This window comes from Pseudomonas tensinigenes, assembly GCF_014268445.2.
Lineage (GTDB): Bacteria > Pseudomonadota > Gammaproteobacteria > Pseudomonadales > Pseudomonadaceae > Aquipseudomonas > Aquipseudomonas tensinigenes.
The window spans coordinates 2771972-2787727 of sequence record NZ_CP077089.1 but is presented as its reverse complement, the minus strand read 5'-3'; the positions used below and the strand labels follow the sequence as shown (position 1 = coordinate 2787727).

Annotated in this window: 15 protein-coding genes; 8 read left to right on the top strand and 7 right to left on the bottom strand. The window is 58.7% G+C overall.

Translation table 11 applies throughout. The features are described 5' to 3' along the window. Positions 1-64: 64 nt before the first annotated feature. The 4 genes from HU718_RS12295 to HU718_RS12280 all read right to left on the bottom strand — a co-directional run bounded on the left by HU718_RS12295 (position 65) and on the right by HU718_RS12280 (position 3439). Positions 65-760: a hypothetical protein gene (locus HU718_RS12295; protein ID WP_150811729.1), complete on the bottom strand. Its 696-nt coding sequence runs from the start codon at positions 758-760 to the stop codon at positions 65-67. Continuing rightward, positions 750-1223: a hypothetical protein gene (locus tag HU718_RS12290; RefSeq protein ID WP_150708412.1), complete on the bottom strand. Its 474-nt coding sequence runs from the start codon at positions 1221-1223 to the stop codon at positions 750-752. Before HU718_RS12290 ends, HU718_RS12295 begins: the two co-directional genes overlap by 11 nt. 150 nt (positions 1224-1373) lie before the next feature. Further along, the gene (locus tag HU718_RS12285; RefSeq protein WP_150708411.1) at positions 1374-1739 is read right to left on the bottom strand and encodes a DUF427 domain-containing protein; all 366 of its coding nucleotides are present in this window, start codon (positions 1737-1739) and stop codon (positions 1374-1376) included. A 293-nt stretch (positions 1740-2032) separates the two neighbouring features. Beyond that, complete coding sequence (locus HU718_RS12280) at positions 2033-3439, bottom strand: serralysin family metalloprotease (RefSeq protein WP_186614294.1); 1407 nt, start codon at positions 3437-3439, stop codon at positions 2033-2035. A gap of 277 nt (positions 3440-3716) precedes the next feature. Between HU718_RS12280 and HU718_RS12275 the strand changes: the two genes are divergently transcribed. The 3 genes from HU718_RS12275 to HU718_RS12265 all read left to right on the top strand — a co-directional run bounded on the left by HU718_RS12275 (position 3717) and on the right by HU718_RS12265 (position 7052). Next, a complete protein-coding gene (locus HU718_RS12275; protein ID WP_186614292.1) occupies positions 3717-5660 on the top strand; it encodes a DNA topoisomerase III in 1944 nt (647 codons plus the stop codon). Between the two features lie 48 nt (positions 5661-5708). Beyond that, positions 5709-6212, top strand: coding sequence for a GNAT family N-acetyltransferase (locus HU718_RS12270; protein ID WP_186614289.1), 504 nt, complete (start codon positions 5709-5711; stop codon positions 6210-6212). A gap of 510 nt (positions 6213-6722) precedes the next feature. Beyond that, entirely contained in the window at positions 6723-7052 is a 330-nt protein-coding gene (locus HU718_RS12265; RefSeq protein ID WP_108226457.1) for a hypothetical protein, read from the top strand. 257 nt (positions 7053-7309) lie between these two features. On the opposite strand, the gene cynR is transcribed toward HU718_RS12265, so the two are convergent. After that, positions 7310-8197, bottom strand: coding sequence for a transcriptional regulator CynR (gene cynR, locus HU718_RS12260; RefSeq protein ID WP_186614287.1), 888 nt, complete (start codon positions 8195-8197; stop codon positions 7310-7312). 121 nt (positions 8198-8318) lie between these two features. Here cynR and cynS point away from each other — a divergent pair, with 121 nt between their 5' ends. From cynS to HU718_RS12245, 3 genes are all read left to right on the top strand, one after another. Beyond that, positions 8319-8786, top strand: coding sequence for a cyanase (cynS, locus tag HU718_RS12255; RefSeq protein WP_186614285.1), 468 nt, complete (start codon positions 8319-8321; stop codon positions 8784-8786). An 81-nt stretch (positions 8787-8867) separates the two neighbouring features. Continuing rightward, a complete protein-coding gene (locus HU718_RS12250) occupies positions 8868-9104 on the top strand; it encodes a DUF2790 domain-containing protein (RefSeq protein WP_186614283.1) in 237 nt (78 codons plus the stop codon). A 12-nt stretch (positions 9105-9116) separates the two neighbouring features. Beyond that, on the top strand, positions 9117-9776 hold the full coding sequence (locus tag HU718_RS12245) for a carbonic anhydrase (protein ID WP_186614281.1): 660 nt from the start codon (positions 9117-9119) through the stop codon (positions 9774-9776). 122 nt (positions 9777-9898) lie between these two features. Here the strand turns inward: HU718_RS12245 and HU718_RS12240 are convergent, their stop codons facing one another. Next, positions 9899-11401 (bottom strand): aldehyde dehydrogenase family protein, encoded by a 1503-nt coding sequence (locus HU718_RS12240; protein WP_186614279.1) that lies wholly within the window; start codon positions 11399-11401, stop codon positions 9899-9901. A gap of 189 nt (positions 11402-11590) precedes the next feature. Then, complete coding sequence (glsB, locus tag HU718_RS12235) at positions 11591-12499, bottom strand: glutaminase B (RefSeq protein WP_186614277.1); 909 nt, start codon at positions 12497-12499, stop codon at positions 11591-11593. Positions 12500-12637: 138 nt separating this feature from the next. Here glsB and HU718_RS12230 point away from each other — a divergent pair, with 138 nt between their 5' ends. Together HU718_RS12230 and HU718_RS12225 are read left to right on the top strand one after the other, a co-directional pair. Continuing rightward, entirely contained in the window at positions 12638-13126 is a 489-nt protein-coding gene (locus HU718_RS12230) for a GFA family protein (protein WP_186614275.1), read from the top strand. A 218-nt stretch (positions 13127-13344) separates the two neighbouring features. Beyond that, positions 13345-15537, top strand: coding sequence for a TonB-dependent siderophore receptor (locus HU718_RS12225; protein ID WP_186614273.1), 2193 nt, complete (start codon positions 13345-13347; stop codon positions 15535-15537). Positions 15538-15756 lie beyond the last annotated feature (219 nt).

The window sequence follows — 15756 nt, the reverse complement described above, 5'->3', positions numbered from 1 at the left end:
CGTCATGATCCTGACTTGTAGTCAGGATCATGACTCGGACACTCCCCCCGTTGCATCCATTACTTCACATCATATGAGCCAAGAAGGTAAATGAACTGGACAGCAGCACATTTGCCTTGCTGGCAGGAAGTACCTCCCACATGTAACTCAATACATCAGGAGTGCCTTCCTCGCTGGCACAGCCACAAGGTACAGCAACAAAATCATCATCAATTTTTTGAGGGAGAAGCTTATTGACGCCAAATGATTTGGATCCATATTGAATATTACAACTACTCCAAAAACTCATCCGGGTCGGGCTGAACAGTCGCGCCCGACTGCCAACCAGCGCAAATATTGCCGCCGCGTTTGGATAATCTGCTTTATACGCACAGAGCTTCGCTAGATCGTCGTGAACATCGCTGACGGACAAGTTATCGTCTTTGAGAAGCGTTTTTAACTCAATAAAACCCCAAGGCTTTCCGCCGAGCTTATTGATAATAAGGTCGGGGATCAGTATTTTTTTTGGATGACTTTTGAGCGGGACCGCACGATTTTGCACTAACAAATCCGGTGATGGCAGGTTTGGAATCAGCAGTTTAACCATCAAGTGCTGAACAACAAGTTCTGCTTGATGATCATCCGCCAACGCGCCAATGAGAGCATTCTCTGCCGCAACCAGTGAATGCAGCCCAACATTTAAATCATTAATTAATTTTGGCGAAAATTTCTCTGCTTTCTTGAACAACACCTTCTGAAACAGCAAACTTTTAAACGGCATAATCGAGCGCTTCTGGATCTATTTCAAGAAAAGACTCTTCCACACCACACTCACGGACAATGTATTCCTTGCTTACATAGTTCCACACAGGACTCATTTGCGAGTCAAAGCTGACAAGCGCATAAGAGCCGTTCGGAAACATTCCAGCGCCTTGCGGGTAGTGCTCGATCCAGATGACCTGAGCTGCGATTTCTTCAGAAGGATCCTTGCGTTTGAAGAACCACCACTTCGTCACCGGAAGTTTAATCGCCCCCTCCTTGGTGAGTTGATTTATCACTCGTCCATAAATATCTTCTACTGCATTGGTGACGGACGTCCCATAGTAGTTTTTAAGCTGTGCACACAAAACGACAACGCCTCCCTGGCGAACCTTTGTACGGATGAAACAAACCCCTACCGAGCCGAAACCAGCGAATCTGAACCGCCTTTCTTCCCGATCGATTCCCTTTGCAACGTTACTCATAAAACCAAGTCCTTTTTTGACTACGCTCACGCATTGAAATGCACCGCCGAGAGAGGTGCATAGCGACGCACTTTAACTGAAAGAGAACAGGCCCCGCAGCCTTCAATGACAGGGCGACGCTATAGAGCGCCTAATGGCGCAAGCGATTTACTACTCAGACTTGATCACCTCGAACTTCACCTGATCCGGATAAAACGCCACATAGTCGCGGATCGGCGCTACTGACACTTTCGGGTTTTCGTAAGTCCACACCGCATTCGCGCCCTCATGCCCCGGCACTTGCAGGCTGAAGTAATTGGCATCGCCCTTGTACGGGCAATAACTGGTGTGGTCGGTGCGGGCGAAATACTTTTCGTCGATGTCTTCGCGGGGGACGTAATAGACCGGCGGGTAGTTGGCTTCGTTGAGGATCAGTACGTGGGAGGACGCGGCGACCTGGATGCCGTGGAATTTCACTATCAGGCAGCCGGGGAGTTGTTCGAGGGTGATGACGGGACTGGGGCCGGAGGTTTTCATGGGGGGTTCTCCTGGATACGGCGAAGAGACCGGTTCAGGTATAGCCCATCGGTTCTGGTTGGGGTGGTTTTACAGCCGAACGGCCCTTTTAACCTCAAAAGCCCCTCACCCTAGCCCTCTCCCGGAGGGAGAGGGGACCTACGGTGGTGTCTTTCGTTATACCTCGACCTGATATTGCAGTGTCGATTATGGATTCGGCATCGCGCTATCAGGTCGATGTATTTCTCCAGCATCCCCCAATCAGTCCCCTCTACCTCTGGGAGAGGGTTAGGGTGAGGGCCGCTCTTCAGGCATCACGCAACAATATCAGTCGCCACCGCCTGCCCCACCACGCCCACGGCAAAGTCCACCGAACCCTGCCCCGTCAGGTCAACCATCAGGCTGGTCTGATTGGTTTGCGCGAAGTAGGTCAGGATCGCATCGCCCGCATGCCCAGTGAAGCCGCTGACGAAGTTCAACGACGCCGCGCCAGTGGTAAAACCGGCGATCCCCGATAAGTCGATCTTGTCCAGGCCGCTGGTGAAATCCATGATCCAGTCCGGCGCAGTCATGGTCGAATCACTGGCAGCACCGAACACAAAAGTATCTGCACCTGCACCGCCCCACAAGGTGTCGCCACCGCCACCACCGTAAAGGATGTCATTACCGGCACCGCCGACCAGGTCGTTGGCAACGGCGTTGCCGATCAGCAGGTCATTGCCTGAACCGCCGATGGCATTTTCCACGGTTACACCGTAAGCAATGGAAACGTTGCCCACCAGACCGCCAACATCGGAGAACGAACCTTCATTGAGGTTGATCTTCTGGTTCTGGCTGAAGCCGGAGAAGTCCAGCGTGTCATTACCGCCGCCATCCCACACCGAGAAAACGACTTTGGAGGACGCCGAAGTGGCGCTGTAGAAATCGCGCTCGGCATTGGAGTTGAAGCCGTATGTGGTGTCATCGGCGCGGGTCGCGTAGTTGGCGCCATACAGTTTCTGCACCGCGACAATATCGTCGAGCAACGGCGCCGAGGCGTACGCGCCGCTGCCGTCCTTGCTGAAGTTCTGCTCGGTGTTGGCTTCGCTCCAGTAGCTCATCAGGCTGTAGCCGCGAGTGTCTTCGGCGTACTTGGCGTCGTTGTAGGTCGGATTGCCGTTGCCGGCGTTGTAGGCCCCGGGGTGCGACAGGCCGAGGGTATGACCGATCTCGTGGGTCAGGGTCTGGCGCCCGTAGTTGTTGATGTCCGGGGTTTTGTTGACTTGATATTGATCGTTGATCAAGTACCACGACTGACCGTCATAGCTGCCGCCACTCGGCAGGTAAGCGAACGCTGCGCCACCGGTGCTGACATCGTAGTTACCGAAGGTCATGTGACCATCGCCGCCCTTGCCTTCAGTGAAGGTGACGTTGGCGACGTCAGCCCAGGATTGCATGGCCAGCACGGCCTGGGCCTTTTGCTGGGCGCTGAACTCGCTGAAGTTGCCCAGGTTGACGTTGTAGTTCGCCGGTTTCTCGGTCAGGAAGGTGTAACTGAGGTCGATCTTGCCGTCAGCGTTCTTGTCGCCCCACGACAGGTTTTTGCGCAGGATTTCATCCGCAGCCTGGTCGGCAGTGAATGAGGGTTTGCCATTGACCAGCCCGACACCACGGTCATACAGGTGGCTGAACGTATCGATTTCGTCGAAGGCGCTGCTGGTTTTGGATTTGGCTTGAGCCATGGTGGACTTCCTTGTTTCTGAGTAGTCAGTGTCGACAGACCACGGCGATCTTCTGGCGAGATCGTCCTGTCACTCGCGTGTTTGAATCGGCGAAAAACCTGACACAGGCGCAAACCGGGCGCTAATCAATTTCTCGATAGCCCGGGCTGCGTCCCTGTATTACCCGTCACCTGCTGCAATGCTTTTTATCTGTATATCCATACAGATAAAAGTTGCCCCTGACGCCAAGTCCGGCCATTCTGTGCACCTGTCCGGACCTTGATCGACGTGGGTGGTTATGCGGTTGTACCTCTGTGAAAAACCTTCTCAGGCCAAAGACATTGCGGCCGTGCTCGGCGCCAAGCGTCGGGGCGACGGCTGCTGGCTGGGAACGGACGTCACGGTGACCTGGTGCATCGGCCACTTGCTCGAAACCGCGCCGCCGGATGCCTATGACGCGCGTTACAAGCGCTGGGTGCTGGCCGATCTGCCGATCATCCCGGACAAGTGGAAAATGACCGTCAAGCCGCGCACCGCCAGCCAGTACAAAGCGGTCAAACGCCTGCTCGGCGAGGCCAGCGAACTGATCATCGCCACCGACGCCGACCGTGAGGGCGAGATGATCGCCCGGGAACTGGTCGAGCACTGTCGTTATCGCGGGCCGATCCGCCGCTTGTGGCTGTCGGCGCTGGACGAAGCCTCGATCCGCAAAGCCCTTGCCGCGCTGAAACCGGGGGCCGAGACGTTCAGCCTGTATCACTCGGCGCTGGGGCGCTCGCGGGCGGACTGGCTGATCGGTATGAACATGAGCCGACTGTTCACACTGCTCGGGCGACAATCGGGTTATCAAGGGGTGTTGCCGGTAGGCCGGGTACAGACGCCGACCTTGCGCCTGGTGGTCGATCGCGACCGCAGCATCGCCGATTTCGTGCCGGTGCCATTCTGGGCGATCGATGTCGATCTGCTGCACAACGACATTCCGTTTACCGCACAGTGGCGGGCGCCGTCGGATGTCTGTGACGATCAGGAGCGCTGCGTGAATCAGGCGTTGGCCCAGCAAGCAGCTGCGGCGATCAGCAGCGCTGCGAGTGCCCGGGTGGTCAAGCTGAAAACCGAGCGCATGCGTGAGGTGGCGCCGCTGCCCTTCGATCTCGGCACCCTGCAAGAAGTCTGCTCGAAGAAACTCGGCCTCGGCGCGCAGGAAACCCTCGACATTGCTCAGGCACTCTACGAAACCTACAAAGTCATCACTTACCCGCGCAGTGATTGCGGTTACCTGCCCTTGAGCCAACACAGCGAGGCACCGGGGATTCTCGCCGCGTTGCGGCAGGCCGATCCGGGTCTTGAGGCGCTCAACGGGTTTCTGGAGCCGCAACGCAAATCCCGGGCATGGAACGACGCCAAGGTCAGTGCTCACCACGGCATTATTCCTACCGCCGCCGCGAAGAACCTTGATCGTCTGAGCGGCAAGCACCGCTCGGTGTACACGCTGATCCGCGCACGCTATCTGGCGCAGTTTCTGCCAAATCACGAATACGATCGCACCCAGGCCGACTTCGATTGCGCCGGTGAAGCGTTGCGCGCGGTCGGCAAGCAAATCATCGAAGCGGGCTGGAAGCGTGCTCTGCCCGAAGCGCTGGCAGCGGCGAAGGGCCGCGAAGCACCCGCACCGCAAACCTTGCCGGCCCTTAGCCAAGGCGTCGAATGCGCCATCGCCGCTGTAAAGCTCAAGGATCTGTGGACGCAACCGCCCAAACCCTACACCGAGGGCGATCTGATCAAGGCGATGAAAAACGTCGCCAAACTGGTCGAGGATCCACTGCTCAAACAGAAACTCAAGGACACCACCGGTATCGGCACCGAAGCCACCCGTGCCTCGATCATTCAGGGCTTGATTGACCGTGGCTATCTGGTGAAAAACGGCAAGGCTCTCGCCGCCACCCCGGCGGCGTTCAGCCTGATCGACGCGGTGCCCCGCGCAATTGCCGACCCCGGCACCACGGCGATCTGGGAGCAGGCGCTGGACATGGTGCAAAGCGGCGAAATGAGTCTGGAAGAATTTGTCACCAAACAAGCGGCGTGGATGAGCAAACAGGTGACACGCTGCTCGAGCCTCAGCCTGACCATCAGCGGCCCGCCGCCGGCCGGTAAAGCGGCGGCACCGTGGAAGAAGAAACGCAAATCGACCCGCAGCAAAACCACGGGTACGACAAAACGCACAGCGAAACCGTCAGGCAAATAAAACGCGCTACTGTTTCTGCAAGGCTCATCACTTTCAGGAACCCGGAGCATGGCCAATATCGAACTGCACCCCGCTCAGCGCGATGAGCTGGAAGTCATCGAAAACCTCATGCAGTTCTACATGCACGACTTCAGCGAGTGGCTGCCGCTGAAGCTCGCCGAACACGGCTTCTTCTCCATCCAGCCGAAAATCGACTACTGGCGCCACCCGGCCACTCGACCGTTCCTGATTCAGGTCGACGGCGAGCTCGCCGGTTTCGTGACCGCCGACAACGAAACGCACATCGCCGGCGCCGAACACAACATCGGCTACTTCTTCATAGCGCGACGCTTTCGTGGCCAAGGCGTCGCGCAGTTTGTCATCTCTGCCCTCTTGAGCCAGATCCCCGGTCAATGGCAGATTTTCCATATCGACGCCAACCTGCCGGCCCAGCGCTTCTGGGCCAGGCTGATTCCGTTACTGAGCGACGGCCACTTCACCCTGCAGCAGCGCGAAGTAGACGGTTATCCGTGCACCTTCTACGGGCTGCGCACGCCTTTTTCCGTTGCCTGAACGGATTCTTTCTCATTCCAAAACAGCTTTGTCCGACAATATGTAGTGAGCAAAAATAATCACTACAAAACCGTTGACGGCATCGTTTTGCTTTTGCATGATGAAGACGTTCCCCGATCGGGAACATCGGTAACACGCTTGAGCAAACTCGTCTGACCGCCGAGTTGTTTTTTCCGGATACACGCTGCCCACAAGGCAGATTGAAGAAGCTGACCTGGCCTGAACGTCCAGTACAAGGACGAGAAGCGCTGGCGAAAATTCTCAAGACGCTTGTGGTCGACACGGTAAATGTCGTCAAGGAGCCTCCCGGTTTTCGCTGCTTCTCCTCGTTGTGACGCTATTGCGTAGCAGTTATTCAACACGACTACATGCAACAGATGCACGACCCCGTACTTCACACGGGCGAGCGCTGACGTCCTGGTTTCGGTGCCAGGGATCAACTAACCGATGGGCTACCTGTATTAGCGAATCAACTTTGAAAGATCACCAGACTGGTCAAGGGGCAAAATCATGAATCTGAACAATCAACCAACTATCGAAGAACTGGCTCGTATGTTCGCTGCGCAGAAAGACAGCCACGACAGCCATATTCTGTGGATCAGCAAGTCGGGGCAGGTGCATATCGACTGCCTGGCGCCTCATGCTGGCGAAGAAGAGTTCGACCGCAATCATCAGAACCTGCTGGCCCGCCTGAAGATGTATCGCCGTGGCCACGGTTATGTTGGCAAGAAGGCTGCGGCCGACAAGGACTTCATCGGTAATGTTCTGCAAACGCTGAAACAGGCGTGGGATTCGATGCAGAACAAGAATGAAGTTCGGGTGATTGATCGGTTCTGCTGAGTTAGTCATTAAATAATTGAAAGGCCTGCTTCCTTAAAGGAAGCAGGCCTTTTTTTGTTCGCTTGCATTGATTTGGCGTGACTGGAATTGTAGCCCCTCACCCCAGCCCTCTCCCGAGGGAGAGGGGGCCGATCGAGTTGTATAAAGTCATCCGTCAACCGGACACACCGAGTTGATTATGGATTCAACAGAGCACTTTCAGGTCGGTGTATTACTCCAGCATCCCTCGGTCAGTCCCCTCTCCCTCTGGGAGAGGGTTAGGGTGAGGGGCTTCCCATGCCCAACACCAATTCCACAAACGCCACCGCCGCCGCACTGTGATAATTATTGCGCCGCCGCAACAACGCCGCCCCACGCTGCGGCGCATCACTCTCGACCCGCAACCTGCGCAACGCCCGATCCTCGGTGGCAATCGCTTCCGGCAACATGGTTGCCATCGGCGAATGACGCACCACTTCCAGCAACGTACTCACCGAATTCACCTCGATCCGCACCTGCGGCATAATCCCGTGCTGACGAAAATATTCATCCACCGATAACCGCGTGATGAAGTCCGGCGCCAACAAGGCGAAATCCAGTGACGCGATATCTTCCGGCGCCAGCACCGAGCGACTGTCATACAGCGGATGCTCACGCCCAACCATAATCCCCAATGTTTCAGTAAATGCCGGAATACACTCGATATCAGGACTGCGCACCGGCGTAAACGCAATCGCAATATCCAGCGAGTCATCCGCCAGTCCCGCCTCGATGTCGTCCATCGACAACTCAAAAATCTGCAGATGAATCCCCGGATACCGCGCCGCAAAATCGCGTACCAACGGCCCGACCAGATACGCCATGAACGTCGGCGTCATCGCCAGACGCAGCGTCCCACGAGACAAATCCTTCACGTCATGCAACGCGCGCTTGCCCGCCTCCAACTCAACCAGCACCCGCCGCGCACATTCGATGTAGGCCACGCCGGCATCCGTCGGTTTGACCGTGCGCGAGGTGCGATCAAACAGATTCACGCCCAGGGTTTCCTCCAGTTGGCGAATCTGCTGCGACAGGGTCGGCTGCGACACATGCAACGCCTCGGCGGCACGGGTGAAGCCGCCGTGATCGGCGACGGCCAGCAGATAACGCAAATGTCGCAGCAGCATGGGAGTCACCATCTATAGGCAGGGCTTATGCCAAGCATTGTATATCGGTCTTGGACGCTATGGATGAATCGGCAGAAGATCAATCCCACACAGCAAGCCAACCCCTGAAAGGAGTGACACCATGCAACAGTCCCACGCCTACAACGACACCAGCCTGGCCCTGACCACCCGCGTTCTCGATGCCAAGGCACGCAAAGATCTGTCGTGGCAGGATCTCGCCGACGGCACTGGCCTGAGCCTGGCGTACGTCACCGCCGCCCTGCTGGGCCAGCACCCACTGCCGGAAAACGCCGCCCAAGTGGTCGGCGACAAACTTGAACTGAGCGTTGAAGACGTCGCGGCAATGCAGATCATCCCCCTGCGTGGCAGCCTCAGCGGCGTGCCGACTGACCCAACCATCTACCGCTTCCACGAGATGATCCAGATCTACGGCACCACCCTCAAAGCGCTGGTTCACGAGCAGTTCGGCGACGGCATCATCAGCGCGATCAACTTCAAACTCGACATCAAGAAAGTCGAAGACCCGGAAGGCGGCTCCCGCGCTGTGGTCAGCCTCGACGGCAAGTTCCTGCCCCTGCGTCCGTTCTGATCCACATCGGCCCGCACCCTGTGTGCGGGCCAACCGACCTCAAATGGCTACCCGTCACCAAACATATCTGGAGGCTGCCCCATGCAAAAAATTCTATTGATTCTGGCCCTGCTCGGCGGCTTTTCCGTGCAGGCATCTGCCGCTGACGAGGCCGTTGCCTACCGCTACGGGATGCAGCTGGACGTCGCCCAAGTGCTGAGTATTACCCCGGTTGCCGACGTGTGTGGCGTGGTGCCGGTGGAGATGACGTATCTGGACAGCCACGGCGGCAAACACATTCTTCAATACAGCGAATTCGGCAGCGGTTGCTCGAACTGAGAGGACAACACCATGAAAAATCTGATTGATGGCTTCCTGAAATTCCAGAACGAAGCGTTCCCGCAACGCACCGAACTGTTCAAACACCTGGCAACCACGCAACAACCCGGCACCTTGTTCATCACCTGTTCCGACAGCCGTGTCGTGCCAGAACTGCTGACCCAACAAGAACCCGGCGAGCTGTTTGTGATCCGCAACGCCGGCAATATCGTGCCGTCCTACAGCCCGCACCCGGGCGGGGTTTCGGCAACGGTGGAATACGCGGTGGCGGTGCTTGGCGTGACCGACATTGTCATCTGCGGGCATTCTGACTGCGGCGCGATGACCGCGATTGCGCAGTGCAAATGCATGGATCACCTGCCCGCCGTCAGTGGCTGGCTGCAGCATGCCGAGTCAGCGAAAGTGGTTAACGAAGCGCGGCCACATGCCAATGACGCGGCTAAGTTGAGCTCGATGGTGCGCGAGAACGTGATCGCGCAACTGGCGAATATTCAGACCCACCCGAGCGTGCGTCTGGCTCAGGAGAAAGGCCTGCTGAATCTGCATGGCTGGGTGTATGACATCGAGACCGGTTCGATCGATGCGCTGGCCTCGGACCGCCGCACGTTTGTGCCGCTGGCCGAGCAACCGACGACTTGCGCGATCCATGCACAAACCACCCACGCGGCCTGAGCAACTGATCGTTCCCACGCTCTGCGTGGGAATGCCTCAGGGGACGCTCTGCGTCCAGTGACGCGGAGCGTCACGGGCTGCGTTCCCACGCAGGAGCATGGGAACGATCACAGACCACGAGATCAGCGTTTTACGGTGAGGTCGATCTGGGTCATCCGGCTACGAACAGTGAACACGCCATCCCCCGAAAGAATCGCACTGCGCGCAAACAAGCGCCCGCTCTCCCAGTTCGAAAGACCCAGCTCCGGCTTGTTCAACGCATACTGCCCATCGACCCAACGGGTAATGCCATTACCCACGAACGGCGCATTCACCGCGTTGTAAAAGCGCTCCTGAACCTGCGCATCCTCACTGATCAACGACACGGTAAATTGCGGGCTGTAGCGGTTGAACAGCGCAATCGCCTGATCCAGATCATCGACGATCATCAGGCTGACTTCCGGGGTTTCTTCCCATTCCCACTCGCGGCCCAGCGCCGACTCCGCCAAAGGTTCAGCCAACGCTTCGGTCTGATAGCCCTCGGCGCGATAAACCTCGACGGTTGTGTTCTGCCACTCGCTTGGCAGGTAACTCTCGCTGCCTTCGACGATGTGCAATTTGCAGCCCTGGCCACGCGCAGTACCGGCCTGTTGCAGCGCATCAAGAAACAGCGGCACCAGTTCCGTCGCGCGATCACGCTGGATCAGGCAGACGTTGAGGGTGTTGCACACCTTGCGATCCAGCGAGTTGCGCACCACGGCGGCAAAACGTGTGGCATCGGCAACACGATCGGCGATCAACCACGCGCCACCCGTACCGTGAAGGCTGACCGCGGTGCCGGCCTGCTGGGCAATGCTGCCCAGTTGACTGACCGCACGACCCGAACCGCGCGCCACCGCCAACGACAAACGCCGGTCAGCGAACATCGCCCAACCGGCCGCATGATTGACGCTTTCCACGAGCGACACCGCACCGGCCGGCAGACCGGCATCGGCCAGCGCCGGGTTCAAGGCGTGAGTGACGATGGCTTGCGCGGTGCCCAACGCATCGCTGCCGATACGCAACACGGCGGTGTTGCCGGTGCGCAAGACACCGGCGGCGTCGGCGAACACGTTCGGCCGGCCTTCAAAGACAAACGCGACGATGCCCAGCGGCGACACCACTTGCTCGACCTTCCAGCCGTCGTGCTCGACGCTGCTGATGACTTTACCGCGCGTCGCCGCTGCGTCTCGCCAGGCACGCAGGCCAGCGATCATGTCACAGCGCATGCGCTCATCGGCGAGCAGTCGGGTGGTGGAGCGGCCGCGCGCCTTGGCCCTTTCGATGTCGGCGCGGTTGGCGGTTTCGATGTGCGCCCAGCAGTCCGGGGTTTCCAGACGTTGTGCGAACACGTCGAAGAACTTGCTGATCGCCTCATCGGACACCGCCGACAACGCGGTGAATGCCGCTGCCGCGCGTTCGATCGCCACGGACGCCGCTTGCTGATCCGCCACGGGGATCAGCAGCAACTCGCCACTGACCTGCTCCACCAGCAGGTGGTCACCGGGCTGAAAACGCGCGGCCAGTTCGGGGCTGACCACGGTGACGCGGTTACCAGCGAAAGGGATCGGCGTGCCAGCGACTAGACGTTCGAGCGCAAGAGACATGAAGCGGATTCACCATGCAGGGAGCGGCCGGAAAATGTATAGGAACACAATCCTCCAAAGCAACCGCTAACCCTGTGGGAGCGAGCTTGCTCGCGAAGGCGGTGGATCTGATACATCAATGTTGGCTGACCTGACGCCTTCGCGAGCAGGCTCGCTCCCACAGGGTTTTGTAGTGTTTGGCGGATCGGGTCAGAAGACTGACCAGCCAATCCGCGAACTGAGCATCTCCAGCGCCGCCATCCCCGCCAGCGAATTCCCCGCAGCATTCAACTCCGGCGACCACACGCACACCGTGAACTGCCCCGGCACCACCGCGACAATCCCGCCACCGACACCGCTCTTGCCCGGCAAGCCGACGCGATAGGCGAAGTTGCCCGCCTCGTCATATAGCCCGCTGGTGGCCATGATCGAGTTGACCTGCTGGGTTTGCCGACGTGTGAGGATCTGTTCACCGCTGTGTTTGCAATAACCGTCGTTGGCCAGAAAACAGAACGCCCGGGCCAGATCGATGCAGTTCATCCGTAACGCGCAATGGCTGAAGTAGCTGCGCAACACCGCTTCAACATCGTTGTGGAAGTTGCCGAACGACTGCATCAGATACGCCATCGCCGCATTGCGCGCACGGTGTTGATATTCAGAATCGGCGACTTTGCCGTCGATCATGATCTGCGGGTTGCCGGACAGGCGCCGGACGAAATCGCGCATCGACAGGGTCGGCGCGGCAAAGCGTGACTGGTTGATGTCGCAGATCACCAGCGCGCCCGCGTTGATGAACGGATTGCGCGGCCGACCGCGCTCGAATTCCAGCTGCACCAGCGAGTTGAACGGCTGTCCGGACGGCTCGTGACCGAGGCGTTCCCAAATCGCTTCGCCGGAATGATCGATCGCCTGCACCAGGCCGAACACCTTGGAAATACTCTGCACCGAGAACGGCGTCTCGGCGTCACCGGCGCAATACATCTCGCCGTCGTTGCCGTACACGGCGATGCCCAGCTGATTGGCCGGCACAGTGCCGAGGGCGGGAATATAGTCGGCGACCTTGCCCTGCCCGATCAACGGGCGGACAGCGTCAAGAATCTCGTTCAACAGCGCTTGCATGCCGGGTTCCGAAGTCTCGCCCCATGGGATTGCGGGGACACTGGGGCTAGACGCTGCGCCCGCCCGTCGAATCACACCGGCCGCAATCGCGCGGAGTGTTCTAGGCTCAAGCGCACATTCAAAAACGGGAGAGCACCCATGCAGCTCGAAGGCTCCTGCCATTGCGGCGAGGTCACATTCAGCCTCACCAGCGCCCACCCCTACCCTTATCAACGCTGCTACTGCTCGATCTGCCGCAAGACCCAGGGCGGTGGCGGTTATGCGATCAACCTCGGCGGCGACGCGACCAGCCTCAAGGTGCGCGGGCGCAAACACATCAGCATTTACCACGCGAAGATGAAAGACGAAGGCGACAAACGCGCCCATCGCAGCACAGCCGAGCGGCACTTCTGCTCACTGTGCGGCAGCGGCTTGTGGCTGTTCAGCCCGGAATGGCCGGAGCTGATCCACCCGTTCGCTTCGGCCATCGATACGCCGTTGCCAGTACCGCCGGAGCACACGCATCTGATGCTCGGCTCGAAAGCAAGCTGGGTGGAAGTCGAGGCCAAAACCAAAGACCAACAGTTCGACGTCTACCCCGAAGAGTCCATCGCCCAATGGCATGAGCGCCTCGGGTTGACCCGATAGATCCACGGCAAACACAAATCCCTGTGGGAGCGAGCCTGCTCGCGAAGGCGTCCTGTCAGCCAACATTGATATTTCTGACCCAACGCTTTCGCGAGCAGGCTCGCTCCCACAGGTTTTTCATCGTTCTTGATTCGGTGCAGTTCCCTTTTCCCGCACTCGTTCGGTTAACCCCTCAGAAGCACTTCAACTACCGATCGATTCGATGCAAAGGGATCTCCATGTCGCACGTCCGTTTCGCCCTGTGCCCGCTGGCACTGGCCCTGCTGAGCATTTCTGCCAACGCCGCTGAAAAAACCGACCAGACCTTGCAACTGGGCGCCACCAGTATTTCCGCCCAAGGCCTCGGCAGTACCACTGAAGACACCCGCTCCTACACCACCGGCGCCATGTCCTCGGCCACCGGCCTGCCGCTGTCGATCCGCGAAACCCCGCAGTCGGTGACGGTGATTACCCGTCAGCAAATGGACGATCGTGGCGTGCAAAGTGTCGGTGATGCGCTGCGCAATACTCCCGGCATTTCCATGCAGAAGTACGACAGCGACCGTACCGAGTTTTCCGCCCGTGGTCTGGCGATCACCAACTTCCAGTACGACGGCATCAACATTCCCTACGATGGCGTGTACGGCGAGAACCCGAACAACGGCGACGACGCCGCCAGCATCGACCGCATTGAAATCATCAAGGGCGCGACCGGCCTGATGACCGGCTCCGGCGATCCGTCGGCTACGGTCAACCTGATCCGCAAGAAGCCGACCAAGGAGTTCAAAGCCTCTATCAGCGGCACCGTTGGTTCGTGGGATGCCTACCGTACCGTCGGTGATATTTCCGGTTCGCTGACTGAATCGGGCAACGTGCGCGGGCGTTTCGTCGGCGCCTACTCCGATCAGAACTCTTATCTGGATCACTACAGCCAGCGCAAAGACCTGTTCTACGGCATCCTCGAAGCCGACCTGAGCGACGACACCCTGCTGACCTTCGGCGTCGACAAATCCAGCACCACCCCGCGCGGTTCGTCGTGGACCGGCAACCCGGTGTATTTCGCCGATGGCGGGCGCACTGATTTCGGGCGCCACTTCAACTCCGCTGCGGACTGGAGCCGCCGCGATTTCGACAACATCACCTACTTCGCCTCCTTGGAACAGGCGTTGGCCAACGACTGGAAATTCAAGGTCAGCCTCGACCAGAAAACCACCGATCACGACACGCGTCTGGCCTCGGCCAGCGGCGGCAATCCGAATCGCGCCACGGGCGAAGGCATGTTCATGTATTGGGGGCGCTGGGAAGGTCATCGTGTACAGAACACCGCTGACGTCAACGTCTCCGGCCCGTTCACGCTGGGCGGTCGCGAGCATGAACTGATCGCCGGCGTCATGACCTCGCATTCGCGCCAGACCGGTTCGACCTACGACACCAGCGCCTTTTCCGAAGTGCCGGGGAGCATTTACGACTGGGACGGCAATCTGCCGAAACAGGACTTCCCGAAAAACGGCAAGTACGAGCGCACCCAAAGCCAGAACGGTATTTACCTGGCCACGCGCCTGCGCCCGACCGACGATCTCTCGGTGATTCTCGGCAGCCGCTTGAGCACCTTCAAGTACAACGAAGACTACCGCTATAACCCGGGGGCCGGCCTCGACGACACCCACACCAGTTACAAGGAACACGGCGTAGTCACACCGTACGCCGGGGTGATCTATGACCTCGACAACACCTACTCGCTGTATGCCAGCTACACCAGCATCTATCAGCCGCAGACCTACAAGGACGCCAACGGCTCGACCCTCGCGCCGGTCGAGGGCGACAGCTATGAAACCGGTTTGAAAGCGGCGTATTTCGCCGGTCGCCTCAACGCCAGCCTGGCGTTCTTCCGCATCGAGCAGGACGGCGTGGCCGAGTCGATCGGCACCAACGCGGTGACCAACGAAGGCATCTATAAAGCCATCGACGGCGCCACCACCAAAGGCGTGGAGCTGGAGCTGGCCGGCGAACTGGCCGAAGGCTGGAATATCTCCGCCGGCTACACCTACGCGCGCACCCGTGATGCCGATGAGCAGCGCATGTACGGTTATCCGTTGTCGACCACCAAGCCCGAGCATACGGTGCGCACCTTCACCACCTACCGTTTGCCCGGCGTACTGGACAAGATCACCGTTGGCGGCGGCGTGAGCTGGCAGAGTGCGTTCTACGGCAAGATCTACAGCGCCCCGGCCGGCGACTACACGCGGATCAAACAGGGCGGCTACACCCTCGTCGACCTGATGAGCCGCTATCAGTACAACGAACACCTGAGCTTCACGGTCAACGCCAACAACGTGTTCGACAAGCGTTACCTGACGGGGCTGGGCAACTTCGACACCACGTTCTACGGTGAGCCGCGCAATTTGATGCTGACGACCAAGTGGGATTTCTGATTCTGGGCTGAAACAGCGGCGCCACGGATGGCCCCATCGCGAGCAGGCTCGCTCCTACAGGGGGTCTGCGCTGCCTACAAATTTTGAGCAAGACACAAAACCCTGTAGGAGTGAGCCTGCTCGCGATAGCGGTGGGTCAGCCGCAAAAATGCTGATTGAACTGACCCCTTCGCGAGCAAGCTCGCTCCCACAGTGATCTGTGGTGCTCACAAATCCAAT